Annotated in this window: 19 protein-coding genes; 12 read left to right on the top strand and 7 right to left on the bottom strand. The window is 40.7% G+C overall.

The features are described from left to right. Positions 1-10: 10 nt before the first annotated feature. Positions 11-469, bottom strand: coding sequence for a hypothetical protein (locus I6N90_RS12100; protein WP_197935746.1), 459 nt, complete (start codon positions 467-469; stop codon positions 11-13). Positions 470-534: 65 nt separating this feature from the next. On the opposite strand from I6N90_RS12100, the gene I6N90_RS12095 reads away from it, so the two are divergent. Together I6N90_RS12095 and I6N90_RS12090 are read left to right on the top strand one after the other, a co-directional pair. After that, positions 535-915: a DUF423 domain-containing protein gene (locus tag I6N90_RS12095; RefSeq protein WP_197935745.1), complete on the top strand. Its 381-nt coding sequence runs from the start codon at positions 535-537 to the stop codon at positions 913-915. Positions 916-1,072: 157 nt separating this feature from the next. Beyond that, the gene (locus tag I6N90_RS12090) at positions 1,073-2,968 is read left to right on the top strand and encodes a putative bifunctional diguanylate cyclase/phosphodiesterase (protein WP_332262444.1); all 1,896 of its coding nucleotides are present in this window, start codon (positions 1,073-1,075) and stop codon (positions 2,966-2,968) included. 80 nt (positions 2,969-3,048) lie between these two features. Here the strand turns inward: I6N90_RS12090 and I6N90_RS12085 are convergent, their stop codons facing one another. Next, positions 3,049-3,510 (bottom strand): hypothetical protein, encoded by a 462-nt coding sequence (locus I6N90_RS12085; RefSeq protein ID WP_197935743.1) that lies wholly within the window; start codon positions 3,508-3,510, stop codon positions 3,049-3,051. 166 nt (positions 3,511-3,676) lie between these two features. On the opposite strand from I6N90_RS12085, the gene I6N90_RS12080 reads away from it, so the two are divergent. After that, a complete protein-coding gene (locus I6N90_RS12080; RefSeq protein ID WP_197935741.1) occupies positions 3,677-3,982 on the top strand; it encodes a YunC family protein in 306 nt (101 codons plus the stop codon). A gap of 89 nt (positions 3,983-4,071) precedes the next feature. Here the strand turns inward: I6N90_RS12080 and mtnA are convergent, their stop codons facing one another. Then, positions 4,072-5,127: an S-methyl-5-thioribose-1-phosphate isomerase gene (gene mtnA / locus I6N90_RS12075; protein WP_197935740.1), complete on the bottom strand. Its 1,056-nt coding sequence runs from the start codon at positions 5,125-5,127 to the stop codon at positions 4,072-4,074. A 4-nt stretch (positions 5,128-5,131) separates the two neighbouring features. After that, complete coding sequence (mtnK, locus tag I6N90_RS12070; protein ID WP_197935738.1) at positions 5,132-6,364, bottom strand: S-methyl-5-thioribose kinase; 1,233 nt, start codon at positions 6,362-6,364, stop codon at positions 5,132-5,134. A gap of 184 nt (positions 6,365-6,548) precedes the next feature. Between mtnK and I6N90_RS12065 the strand changes: the two genes are divergently transcribed. The 6 genes from I6N90_RS12065 (at position 6,549) to sufB (ending at position 12,555) form a co-directional block, all read left to right on the top strand. After that, positions 6,549-7,133: a DUF1802 family protein gene (locus tag I6N90_RS12065; protein ID WP_197935737.1), complete on the top strand. Its 585-nt coding sequence runs from the start codon at positions 6,549-6,551 to the stop codon at positions 7,131-7,133. 143 nt (positions 7,134-7,276) lie between these two features. Continuing rightward, positions 7,277-8,056 (top strand): Fe-S cluster assembly ATPase SufC, encoded by a 780-nt coding sequence (gene sufC, locus I6N90_RS12060; protein WP_197935736.1) that lies wholly within the window; start codon positions 7,277-7,279, stop codon positions 8,054-8,056. A 21-nt stretch (positions 8,057-8,077) separates the two neighbouring features. Beyond that, complete coding sequence (gene sufD, locus I6N90_RS12055) at positions 8,078-9,385, top strand: Fe-S cluster assembly protein SufD (protein WP_197935735.1); 1,308 nt, start codon at positions 8,078-8,080, stop codon at positions 9,383-9,385. Then, the gene (locus I6N90_RS12050) at positions 9,382-10,608 is read left to right on the top strand and encodes a cysteine desulfurase (protein ID WP_197935734.1); all 1,227 of its coding nucleotides are present in this window, start codon (positions 9,382-9,384) and stop codon (positions 10,606-10,608) included. Before sufD ends, I6N90_RS12050 begins: the two co-directional genes overlap by 4 nt. Continuing rightward, positions 10,595-11,026, top strand: coding sequence for a Fe-S cluster assembly sulfur transfer protein SufU (gene sufU / locus I6N90_RS12045; protein WP_197935733.1), 432 nt, complete (start codon positions 10,595-10,597; stop codon positions 11,024-11,026). The genes I6N90_RS12050 and sufU overlap by 14 nt, the downstream gene beginning before the upstream one ends. Before the next feature lie 131 nt (positions 11,027-11,157). Beyond that, positions 11,158-12,555 carry a Fe-S cluster assembly protein SufB gene (sufB, locus tag I6N90_RS12040; protein WP_197935732.1) on the top strand — a complete coding sequence of 466 codons (1,398 nt, stop codon included), beginning with the start codon at positions 11,158-11,160 and terminating at the stop codon, positions 12,553-12,555. 71 nt (positions 12,556-12,626) lie between these two features. Here the strand turns inward: sufB and I6N90_RS12035 are convergent, their stop codons facing one another. The 3 genes from I6N90_RS12035 to I6N90_RS12025 form a co-directional block, all read right to left on the bottom strand. Further along, positions 12,627-13,688, bottom strand: coding sequence for an HD-GYP domain-containing protein (locus tag I6N90_RS12035; protein WP_197935731.1), 1,062 nt, complete (start codon positions 13,686-13,688; stop codon positions 12,627-12,629). Between the two features lie 120 nt (positions 13,689-13,808). Next, complete coding sequence (locus I6N90_RS12030) at positions 13,809-14,903, bottom strand: ThiF family adenylyltransferase (protein ID WP_197935730.1); 1,095 nt, start codon at positions 14,901-14,903, stop codon at positions 13,809-13,811. 18 nt (positions 14,904-14,921) lie between these two features. Beyond that, positions 14,922-15,653 (bottom strand): molybdenum cofactor biosynthesis protein, encoded by a 732-nt coding sequence (locus I6N90_RS12025; RefSeq protein WP_197935729.1) that lies wholly within the window; start codon positions 15,651-15,653, stop codon positions 14,922-14,924. Between the two features lie 101 nt (positions 15,654-15,754). Here I6N90_RS12025 and moaA point away from each other — a divergent pair, with 101 nt between their 5' ends. The 3 genes from moaA (at position 15,755) to I6N90_RS12010 (ending at position 19,493) form a co-directional block, all read left to right on the top strand. Next, the gene (gene moaA / locus I6N90_RS12020; RefSeq protein ID WP_197935728.1) at positions 15,755-16,756 is read left to right on the top strand and encodes a GTP 3',8-cyclase MoaA; all 1,002 of its coding nucleotides are present in this window, start codon (positions 15,755-15,757) and stop codon (positions 16,754-16,756) included. A gap of 31 nt (positions 16,757-16,787) precedes the next feature. Then, positions 16,788-18,221, top strand: a complete 1,434-nt coding sequence (locus tag I6N90_RS12015) for a bifunctional metallophosphatase/5'-nucleotidase (RefSeq protein ID WP_197935891.1) — start codon at positions 16,788-16,790, stop codon at positions 18,219-18,221. 153 nt (positions 18,222-18,374) lie between these two features. Next, positions 18,375-19,493 carry an HD-GYP domain-containing protein gene (locus tag I6N90_RS12010; RefSeq protein ID WP_197935727.1) on the top strand — a complete coding sequence of 373 codons (1,119 nt, stop codon included), beginning with the start codon at positions 18,375-18,377 and terminating at the stop codon, positions 19,491-19,493. Positions 19,494-19,524 lie beyond the last annotated feature (31 nt).

The following is a 19,524-nucleotide window of genomic DNA, read 5'->3' as shown; positions in this document are numbered from 1 at the left end:
ACTCAGTTGTTTAGACAGTTGCTGCTGCTCCGAGAAGTAAAAGAACGAGAATAATTACTGGGAAAACGACATTTAAAACGATACCAAGAACACTAAACAATTTTTTGCGGTTTTTCATACATGCGCCAATGATACCTAGAATAAGACCAATAAAACCAAGTCCAATTGCAGCGATGATGGCTAATCCTGCTCCAGCTAGCATAGGGAACAGTTCACTATCCAACACTTCTTGTTCTGTTTGGTAATTTAAGCCCCCATTAATAATCTCTGAACTGCTTGAGCCAATTAAAGCAACGCTGGCAATATAACATACTATTGATAGCAATGCCAAAATAAATGATGCAATACCGAGCCCAGAATGTTTTTTCACGATAGGAGCTTCGTTTCCAGGCAGTGGTGCAAAGGAATTAAACCCTGCACTATTTGAGGAATAATTTGTACCTTCTTGTTGATTACGATCGTTGTCCATTAACACAATCTCTCCTTCATACGGTTTGGGAAAATTATACACAATAATGAGAGGAATGAAAACTAATGTTTCCAAAATATTTTATCATTGGCGCATTTAACGCAGCGTTAGCAATTGCACTTGGAGCTTTTGGAGCCCATGGTTTGGAAGAAAAAATATCAGAGCATTATTTAGAGGTGTTTGAAACAGGAGTACGATACCATATGTACAGTGCTTTAGGATTAATGCTAATTTCACTTATGGACAAAATGGTTAACGGTAGTCCAAGAGCTCAAATTGGTGGGAAATTAATTTTAGCTGGAACGATTATTTTTAGTGGTAGTTTATATGTATTGTCACTAACAGGGTATTCCAAGTTAGGTATGATTACACCTATTGGTGGACTATGCATGCTAATAGGATGGGGCTTTGTAATAGCAGGTGCAATTAAAAACCGCACAAAGTAGCTATTAATACGGTTATTTCGAACTATTTCGACATAATTCGATAATTTTCAACGCACATTCGTCAAAGTTTAGTAAATATTTCTATGCCAAATAGTCTAATTCGTTTATAATATAGCTAGCTAACGCTTGACTCGACTTAGAGGAAGGAAGTTTGTGTGTGGCGAAACGAATGGAAGGCTTGCCTAAAACACGTCAGCAACGTGGTTTGCTCTCATTGAACGAACCGAAGGTAACAAGCCTAGTTCTGACGGCACTGGCTATTGTATGGGTTATTGTTTCATTTCTATTGATATCAAATGCAATGTTCAGATGGACTTCACTAGCAGTAGCCGTTTCCTTGTTTGCAACGGCAATCATCATTTATTTACGGAATACTCCATTAAGCACTTTAAACAAATACCACACAGCAATCGTTGAAACATTGCTTCGATCAGAGGCAATTCCACTTGCAATCTTAGATCGTAATGGAAAAGTTGTTGAAATGAACGAAGCATCAAGTCGTATGTTAGGTTATCAACGAACTGAAGTAATTGGCGAGCCTATCATGCGAATGATTGATCCGGGAAGTCGTTCACAGTTACAAGAGTCTTTAGAACAAGCACTCGTAGGTGAAACGAATCAAAGTAATATTAATATTACGCATCGATCCGGATTTCCACTCGAACTGCAGGTTGTCTGTTCTCCGATGCTGCAGGATGATGTAGTAATTGGAACGGTAATGATAAGCCATGATCTTAGTGATAGGAAAAGAAACGTAGAAAGAATTCGTTACATGGCCTATTACGATGATATGACTGGTCTGCCGAATCGTACTTTATTCCAGATGAAGCTTACAGAGAGCCTATTAAGGGCTAAGGAAGAAGAGCGACTTGTTGGAATTTGCTACTTGGATTTGGATCGCTTTAAACTCGTAAATGCATCATTTGGTCGTGAGTTTGGTGATATGCTTCTAATGCAAGTTGCCGAAAGATTGAACAGGGGACTCGCAGAACAAGATTTTGTTGCAAGGATGGAAGGCGATGAATTTGCTTTTCTTCTGAACTCGATTCAATCCGAGGAAGAGCTGCTTGAACATTCACGAAACATTTTGAAATCAATAGAAGAACCTTATGAACTTAAAGGTTTTCCATTACATATAACTGCTAGCATCGGTCTTGTTACGAATCTAAATGAGCAAGACGATGGGTATACGTTATTTAAGAAAGCAGATATGGCTTTAGTTAAAGCAAAAGAAAGTGGAAAAAATGATTGCCTCTTATACTCCGAAAGTTGGAGTAATTCATCATTCGAACGGCTCAAGCTTCAGCACGAAATGTACAGAGCTATTCAAAGAAGCGAATTTGTTCTTCATTATCAACCCCAATATGACCTTGTTAGCGGACGTATGGTTGGTGTGGAGGCGCTGGTAAGATGGGAACATCCTGTTAGAGGACTACTTTCACCAGGTACGTTTATTCCACTCGCTGAAGAAAGCGGAATGATTGTACAAATCGGGGATTGGGTATTGCAAGAAGCATGCAGGCAAAATAAGGAATGGCAGAATGCAGGATTAACTCCGATGCCAGTTTCAGTAAATTTGTCTATAAGACAGTTTTTGCAACATGATCTTGCAAGCAGAATCGCGGAAGTACTCGAAAAAAGTGGCCTGGAACCAAAATATTTGGATCTCGAAATTACAGAATCAATGACGATAGACGTTGGACATGTGTCCAGATGTTTACTTGCGATTACCGATTTAGGTGTAGGTATTAGCGTTGATGATTTCGGTACCGGATATAGTTCATTCCACTATTTGAAAAACTTCCCGATCGATCGACTTAAGATTGATCGTTCATTCGTTCGTGATATTCAACAAGATCCAAGTGATGCGGAGATTGTAGCAGCTATTATCGCAATGGCACATAACTTGAATATTCAAGTAATTGCCGAAGGTGTTGAGACGGAAGCACAAATGGAATTTCTAAGAAAACATAATTGCGATGAGATGCAAGGATACTTCTGGAGCCCACCTGTTTCGAGCGAGAATATTGAAGAGATGCTAAAGGCTTGTTAAAAGTACAAAATAGAAAAAAGCGATAGTGCAGATTAGGTGCCCTATCGCTTTTTTATGTTCAATTGTCTATTTAAAACTAGTTAACTAACGAAGTCCTCAATTTCATTTAATCGGAAAGTGTACACTTGTTTTTCATCAACATGATAGACAGTAATAAGACTTGCTTGTTCGTCGATATTAATGATTCGACAAGGAATGTTAAGCTTTATTCCAAGCCCTCTATTAACGATTAATCGAATGAGTGTATTATTTTTCATAAATGAACGAACGTGCTCTATTCCATCGAAGTTGGAGTCGTCAATAGTTCCAGTCGCTGCTGCTAATGAAGTTGGAATAGGTGATTGTAAGGGTGCGTCTGCTAGGCGTTCCTCGATTAGTTGTCCTAACTTTATTCCAGAAGTAATTCGGAAATCGTTAAAGTTAGCTTTGTTTAGTTCATGTATCAGTCTCTCAAGAGCGATAGAATGATGTTCGTCTTCAATTAGAATCTCCAAATTAAAGATATAAGAGGATTGCTTTTTGCTTTCTTGATGTTTGGTCATTTTGTTGCCCCCGCACTTCATTTGATGTTTCTTTTATAGTACACTAAAACATTCCTTTATGTAGCTCCAATATATACAAATACCCACACTGCACAACAAAATTTGCATATACTGGTTTTGGAGTGCAGGGCTCCTCAATAATTCGTTCAAAGGAGGTGGATGCGAAATGATGCGAATGGTTCCTTACACATTGGATAGTGGTGAAACCGTTCTCGGAGTTGAAGTTAAGCTACCCAAAACGACGCTTCTGTCTATCTCGACTGGTCGAGGATACATTATGTGCGGAGCGTTAGATGTGTCACTGCTTAATGAGCGGTTGCGTGATAGAGACATTATTGCTGGACGCGCAGTTGGCGTACGCACGCTTGATGAATTAATGGAAGCTCCACTTGAGTCAGTAACACATAAGGCAGAATCGCTTGGAATTGTCGTTGGGATGAAAGGGTCGGAGGCACTCCGTATTATGTTATAGCTTTTAAAAAAGAAACAGCCCCAATCGGTAATGTTGAGCGACATATTTCTATGTAGCTAGAATTACGCGGGGCTGTTACTAACATTTACTTAGGCTTGAAATAGCTTTTTTAGGTTTTCTTCAAAAGGAGCCTCAATAATTCCTTTTTCAGTAATAATCGCGGTCACATATTCATGTGGCGTTATATCAAACGCAGGATTGTATACTTTAACTCCCTGTGGTGCGGTACGTTTGCCAAAGCCTTCAGTAATCTCTTCAGCATTACGTTCTTCAATTGGAATTTCAGCACCTGTAGGTGTTTGAAGATCGATAGTTGAAAGTGGACAAGCGACATAAAACGGAATGCCATGTGCCTTAGCAAGCACTGCTACGCTATACGTACCAATTTTGTTTGCTACATCACCGTTGGCTGCAACACGATCTGTTCCAACGATGACCGCATCAACCCAACCTTTTGCCATTACCATACCTGCCATATTGTCACATATTAATGTAACATCAACACCGGCTTGCTGAAGTTCAAATGCTGTAAGTCTCGCTCCTTGAAGAACTGGACGAGTTTCATCAGCAAATACACGAATATCGATACCACGCTCCTTGGCAAGGTAGAACGGAGCTAATGCAGTTCCATACTTTGCTGTAGCAAGACCTCCTGCATTGCAGTGCGTTAGAACACCCATATCGTTTTTGAATAAAGTTAATGCATGTTCACCAATTAGACGGTTGGTTTCTTCGTCTTCACTTTGAATTGCGATAGCTTCAATTTCTAATGATTCGATACATTGTTCGATTGTCAATTGTTGCTCTGCAAGTCGAGTAGCAGCTGCTTTCATACGATCCAAAGCCCAAAATAGGTTAACGGCAGTTGGTCGTGATGTTGCCAGATATTCTGCTTCTTTTTGTACGGCTACTATCCATTCTTCTACTGAAGCAGCAGAACGACTAGCTAAAACAACCCCATATGCTGCAGCTATACCAATTGCTGGAGCACCGCGCACTTTCAAGTGGCGGATAGCTTCCCAAACACCTTCACTAGTCGTTAAAGGTAGGTATACGATTTCTTCTGGTAGAAGCCTTTGATCTAGTAGATCCAGCTTATCTCCAGTCCAAATAAGGGACTGCAAGCCTGCATATTTTTCAGTCATGATGTTAATTCCTCTCTGCGTATGGTTTGCTGTTAAGTGATGAAGTTGCGATATCGATTAGCTCTTGTATCGATTTGGCATTACGATTATGTTGGATAAGAGCAGTTCCTATTTGCAATGCAACTCGCTGTGCGCGTTCACGCTCTACTTCGTTCGGAATACGATCTATATCGGCTACATGTGCAAGTCCCACGATTCGACGAACCATCTTGCTTCCAGTGAAACCAATGGTGTCTTGCAACAAGCGCTCCATATAATAATCTTGATAGCCTGCTGTCGAAGAAGCTAGACGGTCTACATTGCTGGAATTCCAAAGTGTTCTAAATTTATGATCAAATTGGTTCCAGATATCTATAATTGTATTCAGTAAGTATTTTCGGAAGTCATCACGTGCGTAAACGTCCTGTTCCCAGTGTTCTTGGCTTACGTAATTCAGAAGTAAGTTTGCAAATACAGCACCGATGTCGAAGCCCATAGGCCCGTAGAAAGCAAACTCAGGATCGATAACTTTTGTTGATTCAGGTGTAGCAAAGATGCTTCCAGTATGAAGATCACCATGAAGCAAAGCTTGTGCATTCGTCAAAAACTTGTCGCGTAATATAGCTACTTCTAGTTGCAACTTATGATCTACCCAAAGTGCTTCTGCTGCATCACGGATGGCAGCTGGAATATTATTGTTAGTCGAATCCGTATAGGGATCGTCAAAAATAAGGTCTTCCGTTATTTTGCACAATTCGGGATTGATAAAAGCTTTAACACGAAGTTTCTTATCCTGTTGATTCATTCCTAGATCAGAAGTGAAAAATAAAGTACGAGCCATAAAAGTAGAAATATCGTCCGCAAACTTAGGATATCTCGTTCCGTTCATTAATCCTTGACGCATAATAACATGATCACTTAAATCTTCCATGATCGTTAAAAACAACTCAGGATTATAATGATACACAGTCGGCACTAATCCAGGTGCTAACGCGCCTTCCATTATTAGCTTTTCGCTTTCAATACGAGCTCGATCGAGCGTAAGCGGCCAAGATTCGCCGACCACTTTTGCATAGGGCAAAGCTTGCTTCATAATGAGGCTTTTACCGCTAATGCTATCCGTAATATGAAAGACGAGATTTAAGTTGCCATCACCTATTTCTCTGCATGAGAGTGAAGCGTCAGAAGGGAAGAATCCTTCTAACGTACTCGCGATATCAATGGCTTCTCGTTCGTTTAAAGGATGATACGTAGACAAGCTTGTACACCTCCGAATATAGTTATCGTTCAGACACCATGCCTAATAGTATAATAGATATTATTTCACCATGGAATACCTTCTTTAGGCTAATGGTTGACTTAGAGACAAGTTTTTTTCAAAATATAATAATCAGCATGTATGGATAAGGATTACATATCCAAATCAGGGTGGAGGATGACAAATGAGTGAGCAACAAGTAAGACAAGCTATCGCTCTAAAAGAATGGGCAGTTTCTGTAAAAGCGTTGCTTGATGGCAAGCAAATAATTATTATGCGGAAAGGAGGCATAATAGAAGAAACAAGAGATTTTGAATTAATGAGTAATCGATTTTATTTGATGCCTGCTTACGAGCATCAGAAGAAACATCTGCTAAAAGAAGATTACAGGGATGAAATCGATGATACAATTAAAGAATGGTCCGCTCATAAAAATGAAATAAAGCTCGAAGCATATGCTGAGGTCGTGCAGGATATTGAAATTAACGATCAAGAAACATTGGATAAATTGCGACATTTACATATTTGGACAGACACCTTCGCGGAGGAAAGATTAAAATGGAAACGGAAGAAACCACTGCATTTGTTACTACTAAAAATATATAAACTAGATGAGCCAGTATTTACTCCTATAAGAGATACTTATAATGGATGCAAATCTTGGGTAAGACTGGAAGATGAGATACCTTTGCCTGCAATGACATCCGTTTTGTCTGAAGAACAACTTGCCGAGGAGATCGTTCGAATTAAGCAAGCATTAGAGGAATAATGGAAGGAATGCCTGTAAGTAAACGGCTTAAGACCATATCCTACATTGATTTATAACTAAAACTATATTAAAATGATTATTGAGAATCAATGAGAATCAACGAATCTATGAATTAAACCAACCTTTGGAGGGATCAGTATAATATGGCAACACATTTTGTCATCGACGGCTTGAAAGCTGAGATCGAAGGAAAAGAGATTTTAAAAGGAATTAACCTTGAAATTAAAGGCGGAGAAATTCATGCCATTATGGGACCTAACGGTACTGGAAAGAGTACTCTTGCTTCTGCTCTAATGGGTCACCCTAAATATGAAGTAACTGCTGGATCTGCATCAATCGACGGCGAAGACTTGCTTGAGATGGAAGTTGACGAGAGAGCACGTGCAGGCCTATTTCTTGCAATGCAGTACCCAAGCGAAATTCCTGGTGTAACTAACTCCGACTTCCTTCGCAGTGCGATTAACTCTCGTCGTGAAGAAGGTAGCGAAATTTCTCTAATTAAATTCATCCGCCAAATGGAAGGCAAGATGAAAGAACTAGAAATGAACCCTGAGTTTGCTCATCGTTATTTGAATGAAGGTTTCTCCGGTGGTGAGAAAAAACGTAACGAAATTTTGCAAATGATGCTTCTTGATCCCAAAATCGTTGTACTTGATGAGATCGATTCCGGTCTTGATATCGATGCTCTTCGTATCGTTGCTAACGGTGTTAACGCTATGCGTTCAGAGGAACGTGGATTCCTAATTATTACTCACTATCAGCGTTTGCTTGATTATATAACTCCAGATTTTGTACACGTTATGATGCAAGGTCGCATCGTTAAATCTGGTGGTCCTGAGCTTGCTCAGCGTCTTGAGAATGAAGGTTACGATTGGGTTAAAGAAGAACTTGGAATCGTAGACGAAACGGTTGGCCAGGCTTAATCGGAGAAGGGGGCATATGGAATGAGTACACAACTAACCACTCCGACTGATCGCAACTCAGCAGAGGCGCTAGCTCGGAGCAAAGGCGAGCCAGATTGGCTCGTAACGCTTCGCGGTGAAGCCGCTGAATTAGCAGGCGAAATCGCTTGGCCGAAGCCGGAGAAAGTACGTATCGAACGTTGGAATCTTACAGCAGTAGGAAACTATGAAACTCCTGTAGCAGTTGCTTCAGTAGACGAGCTTCCAGAAAATGTTCGTGAATTAGTTTCAGAAGGTACTGAAAACTTATTAATCCAACGCAATTCTGGAGTAGTTTGGAGTCAGCTATCAGCTGAGCTATCGAATAAAGGCGTTATATTCACTGATTTGGAGACAGCATGCAAGGAGCATGGTGATCTCGTACAACAATATTTGTTCCAAGCGATTAAAAAGGATGAAGATAAGCTAACTGCTCTAAACGCAGCAATTTGGAATGGTGGCGTATTCGTATACGTTCCGAAAAATGTTGAAGTTGAGCTTCCATTACAAGCCATCCTTTATAACGACAATGCAGAAGCAACTTTTGCACCGCATATCGTTATCGTTGCTGATACGAATAGTCGCGTTACTTATGTTGATTGCGTTGTAACTGACAAAACGGCAATTGCGGGACCATTCGTTCAACCTTCTATCGTAGAAGTATTCGTTAAACCAGGCGCTCTAGTACGTTTCGGTTCCGTTCATTCTATGAGCGATGCTGGAGTTGATATGACGATTCGTCGTGCTATTATTGAAAACGATGGACGTATCGAGTGGATTATTGGAGACCTGAATGATGGAAACACGTTGTCTGACACAAAATCGGTATTGCTAGGGAAAGGTTCTACTTCTGATGCAAAAGTAATCAGCGTAGGCAAAAACTCGCAACAGATGAGTCTTACAACACAAGCGGTTCATTTCGGCAAGAGCTCAGACAGCAACATGGTAACTCGTGCTGTTATGAAGGATTCTGCTTCAGCGATTATCAACGGCATTACGAAGATTGAACACGGTGCTACAAAAGCAAACGGCGTGCAAACAGAAAAAGTTCTTATGCTTAGCCCGAAAGCTCGCGGAGACGCTAATCCAATTCTTCTTATTGATGAAGATGATGTTACAGCGGGTCATGCTGCAAGCGTAGGACAAGTAAACCCTGAACAAGTGTATTACTTAAGATCACGTGGTATAACTAAGCAAGACGCTGAACGATTAATTATTCACGGTTTCTTGGCTCCCGTTGTATCGGAAATTCCGGTCGTAGCGGTTCGCGAGCAGCTTCAGCGTTTGCTCGAAAGGAAGCTTGAGGGATGAATATAAATGCGATACGGGAGCAATTTCCGATATTGCATCAAGAGATAAACGGGCACCCGCTCGTTTACTTGGATAGCGCGGCGTCTTCTCAGAAGCCGCGTTCCGTCATTGATGCGGTCAAACGGTACTATGAGCTTGATAATGCGAATGTTCACCGTGGCGTGCATACGCTCGGTTCCAGAGCAACTGACGCCTATGAAGGCGCTAGAGCAAAGGTGGCCGCATTTTTGAACGCAGGGGCGCCGGAGCAAATTATTTTTACCAGAGGTACAACAACTGCATTAAACTTAGTTGCATCAAGCTACGCTAGAGCTGTATGCGGCGAAGGTGATGAAATTGTTATTACGCCGATGGAACATCATAGTAATCTCATTCCTTGGCAACAGGTCGCAAAAGCGACTGGTGCTACATTAAAATATATTCCGTTGCAACCGGATGGCTCAATTTCAATTGAGGATGCAGAAGCTACAATTACGCCTAACACAAAGGTTGTTTCCATGACCTATGTATCAAACGTGCTTGGAGTCGTTAATCCTATTAAAGAAATTACGGGAATCGCTCATCGTAATGGAGCAGTTATGGTTGTCGATGGAGCGCAGAGTACACCGCACAAACGTGTGGATGTACGCGATCTAGATGTCGATTTTTATACGCTATCAGGACATAAAATGTGTGGACCTACTGGCATTGGTGCTCTTTACGGGAAAAAAGCATTGCTAAACAAGATGGAACCAATTGAATTTGGTGGGGAAATGATAGACTTCGTAGATTTATACGAATCCACGTGGAAAGAAATTCCTTACCGATTCGAAGGTGGTACTCCCATCATTGCTGGTGCAGTTGGCTTAGGAGCTGCGATTGACTTCCTAGAGAGTATTGGTATGGACGAAATCGATCGTCATGAGAAACAACTAGCGGCATATGCTTACGATAAGCTGTCGACAATTGAAGGAATTGAAATCTACGGACCGAAGACAAATCGCGTAGGGCTTCTAACTTTCAACTTGGGTGATGTTCATCCTCATGATGTAGCGACTGTCCTAGATTCAAAGGGCATTGCAGTAAGAGCAGGTCATCATTGTTGCCAACCTTTGATGCGTTGGCTGAATGTTTCAGCAACCGCTAGAGCAAGCTTTTATCTATATAATACCGAAGAGGACGTTGATCGTTTAGCCGATGCGTTAATACAAACAAAGGAGTTCTTCGGTCATGGAATTGAATGATTTATATCGTAGAGTAATAATGGATCATTATAAAAATCCTCGTAACCGTGGAACTTTGAATGAAGAATCGGTTACGATCAATCTTAACAACCCGACTTGCGGAGACCGTATTTCATTGCAGATTCAAGTCATTGATGGCAAAGTTGTAGATGCAAAGTTTACGGGAGAAGGATGTTCAATCAGTATGAGCTCCGCTTCGATGATGACAGAAGCAATAAAAGGTCAAACATTCGAAGCAGCAATTCATATGGCTGAAAAGTTTTCGGCGCTGATGAAGGGTGAGCCTGTAGAGTTTGAAGAACTTGAAGATATTGAAGCTCTATCCGGTGTCAATAAATTCCCTGCAAGAATTAAGTGCGCTACATTAGCTTGGAACGCACTTCGCAAAGGGATCGAAAGTGAAAACGAGAAGCAATAACAGGCTTACGAGGTAAGTTTTGCTTCACAGAACTTAAGCAGATGCTTTCGAAGCAAGTTTTGCTTCACAAAACTAAGCTAATGCTTACGAAGTAAGTTTTGCTACTCAAAACTTTGAAGGAGTGAAAAACCATGGCAAAGTCAATGCCGGAAATGGAAGATTATAAATATGGCTTCCGCGACGAGCATAAAGCGATTTTCCAGTCGGGTAAAGGGTTAACGCCTGAAATCGTTCGTACTATTTCCCAGATGAAAAACGAGCCTGAATGGATGCTTGAATTCCGTTTGAAATCTCTAGAGCAATTTTACAAAATGGAAATGCCTACTTGGGGCGGTAACATGGATGATTTGGATTTCAATGAAATTCAATATTATGTTAAACCTTCCGAGAAACAAGGTAAGACGTGGGAAGAGGTTCCTCAAGAAATTAAGGAAACTTTCGATAAACTAGGTATCCCAGAAGCGGAACAAAAGTTTCTAGCTGGTGTATCTGCTCAGTATGAATCTGAGGTCGTTTATCACAGCATGGCAGAGGACTTGGAGAAGCAAGGCGTTATCTTCACAGATACGGACACTGCACTTCGTGAACACCCTGAACTGCTTAGAGAATATTTCGGTACAATCATTCCTCCGAATGACAACAAGTTTGCTGCCCTGAACAGTGCGGTTTGGTCTGGCGGAAGCTTTATCTATGTACCTAAAGGTGTAAAATGTGAAATTCCGCTTCAAGCTTATTTCCGTATCAATTCGGAAAATATGGGTCAGTTCGAGCGTACGTTGATCATTGCAGATGAAGGCAGCTCTGTTCACTATGTTGAAGGCTGTACAGCTCCGATCTATAGCACAAATTCGCTTCATAGCGCAGTTGTTGAGATTCTTTGTAAAAAGGATTCCAGTGTACGTTATACAACGATTCAGAACTGGGCTCCGAACATCTATAATCTCGTTACAAAACGTGCAATTGCTGATGAGAATGCATCAATGGATTGGGTCGATGGAAACATCGGTTCCAAACTGACAATGAAATACCCAGCTGTTGTATTGCGTGGTCGCGGTGCAAAAGGTATGGTATTGTCAATTGCAGTAGCCGGCAAAGGCCAGCACCAAGATGCAGGCGCAAAGATGACTCATCTTGCACCAGACACAAGCTCCACAATTGTATCAAAATCAATTAGTAAGCATGGCGGTAAAGTAACTTACCGTGGTCTAGCTTCCTTCGGACGCAACTCTGATGGTGCAAAAGCTAACATTAAATGCGATACACTAATTCTTGATAATGAATCGACTTCAGATACGATTCCTTATAATGAAATCTTCAACGATAACATTACTCTTGAGCATGAAGCGACAGTTTCGAAAGTTTCGGAAGATCAACTGTTCTACCTAATGAGCCGTGGTCTAACTGAAGACGAAGCTACTCAAATGATCGTTATGGGCTTTATTGAACCGTTTACGAAAGAACTCCCAATGGAGTACGCGGTAGAGATGAACCGTTTGATCAAGTTCGAGATGGAAGGTTCCATCGGGTAATAATAACATTGAAAAGCCCTGCTTGCAGTGATTTATATCACAGTAAGCAGGGCTTTTTTTTGCATTTCTTATTATAAGTAAACGTGTTTAATCTCATAATCACGTTCGATAGTAAGATCAATAAAAACTTCACCGATTTGAACAAGTGGTCTGAAAAATTCAGTTGGATGTGTCATAATGATTAATCCAATTTCATCATTGTTTAACTGCACTCGTTTACCGATAAAATTAGGTATCATATGTTTAATAAAGGTATGTGTAGTAGTTGGATCTAGTTGTGAGAAGCTTAAACGATGTAGCTCCTTTAGTACATATAATAAGTCACGTTCTTTTTGGTAAACGCGCGCTGAAATCATAGCACTATAAATATCAACGACTGCAATAATTTTGGAAATGGGATGTATCTGGTCACCTACAAGGCCGTGGGGATAACCACTACCATCCATACGTTCATGGTGCTGAAGTGCACCAACAGCTAGCTTCGGATCATTAAAGGATGTCATTAGTATAGCGTGTCCATATTCTGTATGCCGTTTAACTTCTGCAAATTCTTCATCCGATAATTTACCGGGTTTATTTAGAATGGATTCGTCAATTTTGCATTTTCCAATATCGTGTAGGAATCCTGCTTTACCAATCATAGAAGCATCAGCCAGACTATAACCGAGCCAAGTAGCTAAATAATAGGATAACATGCCGACTTGTACGGAATGTTGGTAGGTGTAATCATCTTCTGTATTCAGGAGTAAAAGCATGGATACAACGTCACGTTCAAGTTGTAGATTGCTCAGAAGTGGTTGAACGATATCTTGTACTTTATTGCTATCAATAGCACCCGAATTTAAGGCAGTCGCGAAAAAACCTTCAAAACTCTTGACAGCGTTTTCGTAAATAGGCTGCACGGTAGGAAGCCACTTAGGGGTAACGGTTGACTCAAGCGTTCGTCCAACAGTTTCATCCACTTGTGAAATACGATCATCAATATCAACAAAGTCAATTTGATGTTGAAGCAAACGAGATATTTCATGTGTATATAATTTTGTTCCTTTTGAAAGCACGTGCAATCCATAGTGATTAAAGATGTCGCCGCTTAACTGATCACCGTCTATTAAATCCGTTACATGAATCCTCATAGTGACACCTCTAGAAATTATTATCATTAAATGGTCGTATGTAAGGTATACGAGGTACAATTAGCATTAATAGTAGCAATCAATTCTCTTAATGGCAATATGAGGAATGGATAAATGATACTAAATACCTAATAATTCAGCATAAATCGACCTTGCTTTTGTCGAATCCTCGGTCCCTTGAATAATCGCTCTTCCATCACCGAATAAAACAATTGCCAATTGGTCATTAAGCTGCAACTGCAGCAAATATGCATTTTGTTTTACTTTTCCAATTTTTGAAAACTGCCCTGCAATCCGACTTAAATTCAGTTTGGTTAATACCCCAGGTGTAATATGAACGGATTGTCTTCCGCAAAGTGTAATGGCTGCAGGCTCATGGCTATCACTCTCTAAAAACTGAAATTGATGCTGAGCACATGCACGGCAGTCTTTGCGGTGTGCGTGAGATACATTTAGAGGGAGCCAGGAATGGTTCCAAAGGTCTATTTGAAACAATGTACGATGTAATGCTTCACGATTGCCGGACAGTAATTTGAGTGCTTCTGTAGCCTGTAGGGATGCTATCATATCTATTATTGGCGAAATTACTCCAGCTGTATCGCATGTGTCAGTTGTACCAGGTGGTGGAGGATCTGGGAACAGACATCGATAACATGGCGTTTCATTAGGAATAATGGTCATCGTCATACCAGAGGCGCCTACTGCCCCACCATAAATCCAAGGCACAGCATACTTGAGACTATAATCGTTAATTAAGTAACGTACTGAGAAGTTATCGGAGCCATCTAGAATAAGGTCAACTCCCGCTAATAAAGTCTCCGCATTATGACTAGAGAGATCAGTTGAAATAGGATCAATAGTGACAGAGCTATTAATAGCTCGAAGATGTGCTGCTGCTGCCTCCGCTTTTGGAAGAAGTCGCGAAGCATCATCTTCTGAATAAAGCATCTGTCGTTGGAGGTTGCTCCATTCGACTATATCTCTATCGATAATTCGAACATATCCGATGCCCGATCGTACTAAGTGCTGAGCGATGACAGACCCAAGCGCGCCCATTCCTACAATGGCAATACGACTTTGTCCAAGCATAGCTTGGCCCTTATCTCCAATATGCTTATAGCGAATTTGTCTTGAATATCGATTTGCTGAAGAGGAATAATCTTCAGAGCTTGAAAATGATTGTGTTTGCTCGTGGTTGTCCTCTGAATGTTCCATAAGAACGATCCTCCTCGGTTATTCGGTTAAAGGCATTGTTGGATTCCAGTGCTGACTGCCTTTCCATTCCGATCCATCTGACCAGATTTCTTTCTTCCAAATAGGTACAATTTGCTTGAGTCGCTCAATTGCATATCGACTTGCTTCATAACAAGCATCACGGTGTGGAGCCGATACGGCTATAATAACGCTTGTTTCAGCTAAATCAACAACACCTATTCGATGACTTATGGCGCATAAAGCACCTGACCATTGTTCAGCTATTTCATCGCCAATCTGTTGCATCATTGCAATCGCCATTGGGGTATATGCTTCATATTCCAAATGCACCGTTTGAACGCCCTCAGTCCATTCCCGTGTAGTACCAACAAACGCTAGCGAAGCACCGTGTTCCTTAATGATAACTTTTGCTAATACATCATCAGCATGTATAACTTTATCTGTAATTTCATATCGTTGATCATTATTGGCAATTGTTGAATGATGAACCTCATCTTCACCACCTGACACAGGCGGTAACATAGCTAATTCATCATTTATATGAAGTAATTGATTTTCAGTAGCGTAAGCATGATTGCGAGCTATAAATGAGATATGAAGCAATGCTGCTTGCTCGGGATAAAGCGTTGATATGAGTGTTTTCAATTCTGATACAGTGAGCTCATCTTTGTCAGATGGGATAAGAACGATATTACTCCCAATCCGTTCTTGCAATCCAGCAAATAGTGCTAATTTCCATTGATATTTCATAGTAGTAAACCTCTCGTATCCGTGATGTAAAGTCGTTAATAGAATACCATAACTACATGAAAAATGTTATGCTTTAAGCTACATAGAAAGGAGTGCAAAACATGCAAACCTTAACGGATCGTTTTGGACGCCATCATAATTATTTACGCATTTCGGTAACGGATCGTTGTAATTTACGTTGCTTATATTGCATGCCGGAGGAAGGCGTAGAATTTACGGAAGCCTCAAATCTTATGTCATATGATGAGATAGTGGAAGTCGTAAAGTCTGGTGCTTTGCTTGGCATAAAGAAGCTTAGAATAACAGGTGGAGAACCACTAATAAGGCCCGATCTAGATAAGTTGATAGCAAGATTGTCTGCGATTTCTGGGATTGAAGATATTGCACTTACAACAAACGGAGTATTCCTGGCTAAGCAAGCAAAAGCGCTAAAAGCTGCGGGATTAAACCGCGTTAATATAAGTTTGGACACACTAGATCCAGCTAGATTTAAATTTATTGCTAGGCGTGGAGATTTAAAGCGGGTAATGGAGGGTATCGAAGCTGCAGCTGAGGTAGGTTTTCATCCGATTAAATTGAATTGTGTTTTACTTAAAAATGTAAATGAAGACGAAATTGCACAGTTTCTAAAGCTGGCTTATGAGCAACCGCTCCATGTTAGATTTATTGAATATATGCCAATTGGGCATGACGATGATAATTGGAAAAATCATTATTTGCCATTATCAAGAGTGTTAGAAATTGCACACGAGCAAAAGTATCAAGTACGGAGACGGGAAGATGTTCACGGAAACGGACCTTCAGAGGATTGGGAGATGAAGGGAGGAATAGGCTCCTTTGGGCTTATTCATCCTATTAGTGATCATTTCTGCAAAAACTGTAACCGATTGCGATTGACGGCTGATGGAAATATTAAACCTTGTTTGTACTGGGTTGATGAGTTAAACGTAAGACATGCATTAGGTGATCCGATTGCTATGCGTGACATTTTCTATAAAGCAATGGACATTAAACCAGAAAATCATGAGATGGCGGCTAAACTATTAAACGGAGCACAAACTCATGTGCCGACAGATCGGCGAATGTCGCAAATAGGCGGCTAGTAATAGTGGTAGGGAGGCATGGTTTAACTTGATGGATCGTTCAGAAGCTCAAGTGGTACTCCTGCATAGTAACGATATTCACAGTAGATTGGAAAACGCTGCGCGCATAGCTACCATTATTACAGAAGAGCGAGCAAAATGTGGCGCAGAACGCGTTCTTACAGTAGACATTGGGGATCATATGGATCGGATGCGTCAGGAAACCGAAGGCAGCGATGGAAAGGTTAATATGGCGTTGTTACTTGAAGCGGGTTATGAGGTTGTTACTTTAGGTAATAACGAGGGGCTTACATATACAGGGGAAGCACTCTCTAAACTATATAACCATCCATTACAGCCCGCGGTTGTATGTGCAAATATGAAGCTTAGTGCGACTAGCGAACGGCCAGAATGGATGCACCCATATACGATCGTAGTTAAAAATGGTCTTCGGATCGGTCTGATCGGAGTTACAGCAAACTTCTATGAATTTTATTTGTTGCTTGGGTGGACCACATCAGAACCATTAGAAGAAATTCGGATGCTAGTTAAAGAGATACGTGAACAAGTTGACGTACTCGTTGTCATGTCGCATCTTGGTTTGCCAAGTGATCAGAAGATGGCAGAGCAGATTGAAGGAATAGATCTCATTTTGGGTGCTCACACGCATCATCTACTTGAAGAGCCACTCATTATTAACGATACAACAGTATGCGCAGCAGGAAAGTTTGGCGATTACATTGGACGTGTCGAGATTTCTCTTGATAGCTGTTCAAGGCGTCCTCGCTTTCAAGCTAGTTGTATTCCTACTGGAGCGTTTCAAGAAAAGCAAGAAGCTTCGGACATCATTAATAACTACCGAGAACTTAGTCGACATCGTCTAAGTCGAGTGATAACTACTTTAACTGAACCGTTGTTGGTAAACCCTGAAAGGGAATCTTCATTTAGCAATTTACTGGCAGCAGGACTCCGAAGATGGACGAATGCTGATATTGCGCTAGTAAACAATGGTCAACTATTAGGGAATCTGTCAGTGGGTCCCGTAACTGCTGGTGAGCTACATGCCTTATGCCCATCGCCAATTAATCCATGTCGAATGATTATAGCAGGAGTGAATATTCGCCTTGCACTAGAGCAATCATTACTGGAGGAATTTTTTCACAAACCGATTAAAGGTTACGGATTTCGTGGACTAGTTCTCGGCAAACTTGCGGTAGACGGAATGATCATTCAATATGACAGTACTCGTCCAGCTATGAATAAATTAATATCGGTTGAAGTCAATGGTGAACCTTTATTGGACGATAAGTTGTATACAGTCGGTTCAATCGATATGTTTAGTTTCAAAGTTGGCTATGAATCGCTTGCGAAGGCGGATAACTTTCAATTTTATTTGCCCCAGTTTATACGTGATGTCATAGAGCATGAGCTAACGAATCCTGAATCATTACAAACCTGTCATAAGCAAAGATGGTTACATATCTGATCTATTTAGACAAATAGTTAGAAAAATGACGGTTTCTGTCGAATAATTAGAATAAAATGGTTGATGTTTTGCTTATTTTCACGTAAATTAAAAATATGAGCGGTTTTTTCCGATAGTAATGGTATAGAAGACGTAAAGGAAAGGACCGAGAAGATGCGCTTACTCCCAATTTCGCAGTGTGAGCCGGGTATGAGGCTGGCAAAAAAAATATTTTCAGAAGATGGAATTGTTCTTCTCGGCGATCATATGGAGCTGACATCACGTCTAATTACAAGACTGGAACAATGTGGCGTCCAATATGTCTACGTAGAGGATCATCGAACAGAAGATGTCACTCCTCCTTCAATTATTAGTGAGGAAACGTTCCGAATTGCTATTAAGGAAATACGTTCGAGTTTTCGAGAGATGATGGATCGCCCCAAAAAAGCGAAGGGTGCTACTTATCCCTATATTGCTCAGCCATTTAAACAAATGATGAACTTAATTATTGATGATCTCGCAAATCACAAAGATGCCATGATTATGCTCATGAACATGGGAACGGTAGATCATTACTTGTTTCAACACTCATTAAATGTTTGCGTATATACGACATTGCTTGGTTTGTCTAGTGGTTACTCTCGTGAGGAAGTAACAACGCTTGGTATGGGAGCGCTGTTGCATGATATAGGCAAGACGCAAATTTCTACAAGTGTACTACAAAAACCTGGTATGTTATCGATGAATGAGTTTGAACTGATGAAGCGACATGCTCAGCTTGGGTTTGAACTGTTGAAGGATGAGCCGAACCTACCATTAATCGTTGCCCATTGTGCGTTTCAGCATCATGAAAGATTAGATGGAAGTGGTTATCCTAGAGGAATTAAAGGGAATGAAATTCACGATTATGCGAAGTGGATTGGACTTGTAGATTCATATGATGCAATGACGACAAATCGTGTATATCGTTCACCAATATTGCCTCATGATGCGATGGAGCGACTATATGCGGGTACAGGAACTTTGTACGAACAAAAAATGTTACAGCAATTCCGTGATAAAGTAGCCATCTATCCAATTGGGATAACAGTTAAATTGCAGACTGGCGTAAGTGGCGTGGTGGTCGATCTCAATAACAGCTATCCGCATCGTCCAATCGTACGAGTATTAAATAATGAAGCGGGCGAACAATTGAAGGCACCGTATGAAATAGATTTATCAAAGCAACTTACAATGATGATTGTAGGCGTAAACGAAATAGAAACGGACACGCCATTAGTTTCGGGTATATAGATAAACGTGTGCAGCTAAATTGTGCAAATGA

Origin of the sequence: Paenibacillus sp. GSMTC-2017, from assembly GCF_016019935.1 — a bacterium.
GTDB lineage: Bacteria > Bacillota > Bacilli > Paenibacillales > Paenibacillaceae > Pristimantibacillus.
Note: the sequence above shows the minus strand (reverse complement) of the source record. Positions and strands in the feature narration are given on the sequence as shown.

Excerpts from the sequence above, each read along its gene's own strand:
- sufC (WP_197935736.1), top strand. The coding sequence starts at position 7,277 with ATGGCAACACATTTTGTCATCGACGGCTTGAAAGCTGAGATCGAAGGA.
- sufB (WP_197935732.1), top strand. The coding sequence starts at position 11,158 with ATGGCAAAGTCAATGCCGGAAATGGAAGATTATAAATATGGCTTCCGC.
- I6N90_RS12015 (WP_197935891.1), top strand. The coding sequence starts at position 16,788 with ATGGATCGTTCAGAAGCTCAAGTGGTACTCCTGCATAGTAACGATATT.
- I6N90_RS12010 (WP_197935727.1), top strand. The coding sequence starts at position 18,375 with ATGCGCTTACTCCCAATTTCGCAGTGTGAGCCGGGTATGAGGCTGGCA.
- I6N90_RS12035 (WP_197935731.1), bottom strand. The coding sequence starts at position 13,688 with ATGAGGATTCATGTAACGGATTTAATAGACGGTGATCAGTTAAGCGGC.
- I6N90_RS12095 (WP_197935745.1), top strand. The coding sequence starts at position 535 with ATGTTTCCAAAATATTTTATCATTGGCGCATTTAACGCAGCGTTAGCA.
- I6N90_RS12065 (WP_197935737.1), top strand. The coding sequence starts at position 6,549 with ATGAGTGAGCAACAAGTAAGACAAGCTATCGCTCTAAAAGAATGGGCA.
- I6N90_RS12050 (WP_197935734.1), top strand. The coding sequence starts at position 9,382 with ATGAATATAAATGCGATACGGGAGCAATTTCCGATATTGCATCAAGAG.
- moaA (WP_197935728.1), top strand. The coding sequence starts at position 15,755 with ATGCAAACCTTAACGGATCGTTTTGGACGCCATCATAATTATTTACGC.
- I6N90_RS12030 (WP_197935730.1), bottom strand. The coding sequence starts at position 14,903 with ATGGAACATTCAGAGGACAACCACGAGCAAACACAATCATTTTCAAGC.
- sufU (WP_197935733.1), top strand. The coding sequence starts at position 10,595 with ATGGAATTGAATGATTTATATCGTAGAGTAATAATGGATCATTATAAA.
- sufD (WP_197935735.1), top strand. The coding sequence starts at position 8,078 with ATGAGTACACAACTAACCACTCCGACTGATCGCAACTCAGCAGAGGCG.
- mtnA (WP_197935740.1), bottom strand. The coding sequence starts at position 5,127 with ATGACTGAAAAATATGCAGGCTTGCAGTCCCTTATTTGGACTGGAGAT.
- I6N90_RS12025 (WP_197935729.1), bottom strand. The coding sequence starts at position 15,653 with ATGAAATATCAATGGAAATTAGCACTATTTGCTGGATTGCAAGAACGG.
- I6N90_RS12080 (WP_197935741.1), top strand. The coding sequence starts at position 3,677 with ATGATGCGAATGGTTCCTTACACATTGGATAGTGGTGAAACCGTTCTC.
- I6N90_RS12085 (WP_197935743.1), bottom strand. The coding sequence starts at position 3,510 with ATGACCAAACATCAAGAAAGCAAAAAGCAATCCTCTTATATCTTTAAT.
- I6N90_RS12100 (WP_197935746.1), bottom strand. The coding sequence starts at position 469 with ATGGACAACGATCGTAATCAACAAGAAGGTACAAATTATTCCTCAAAT.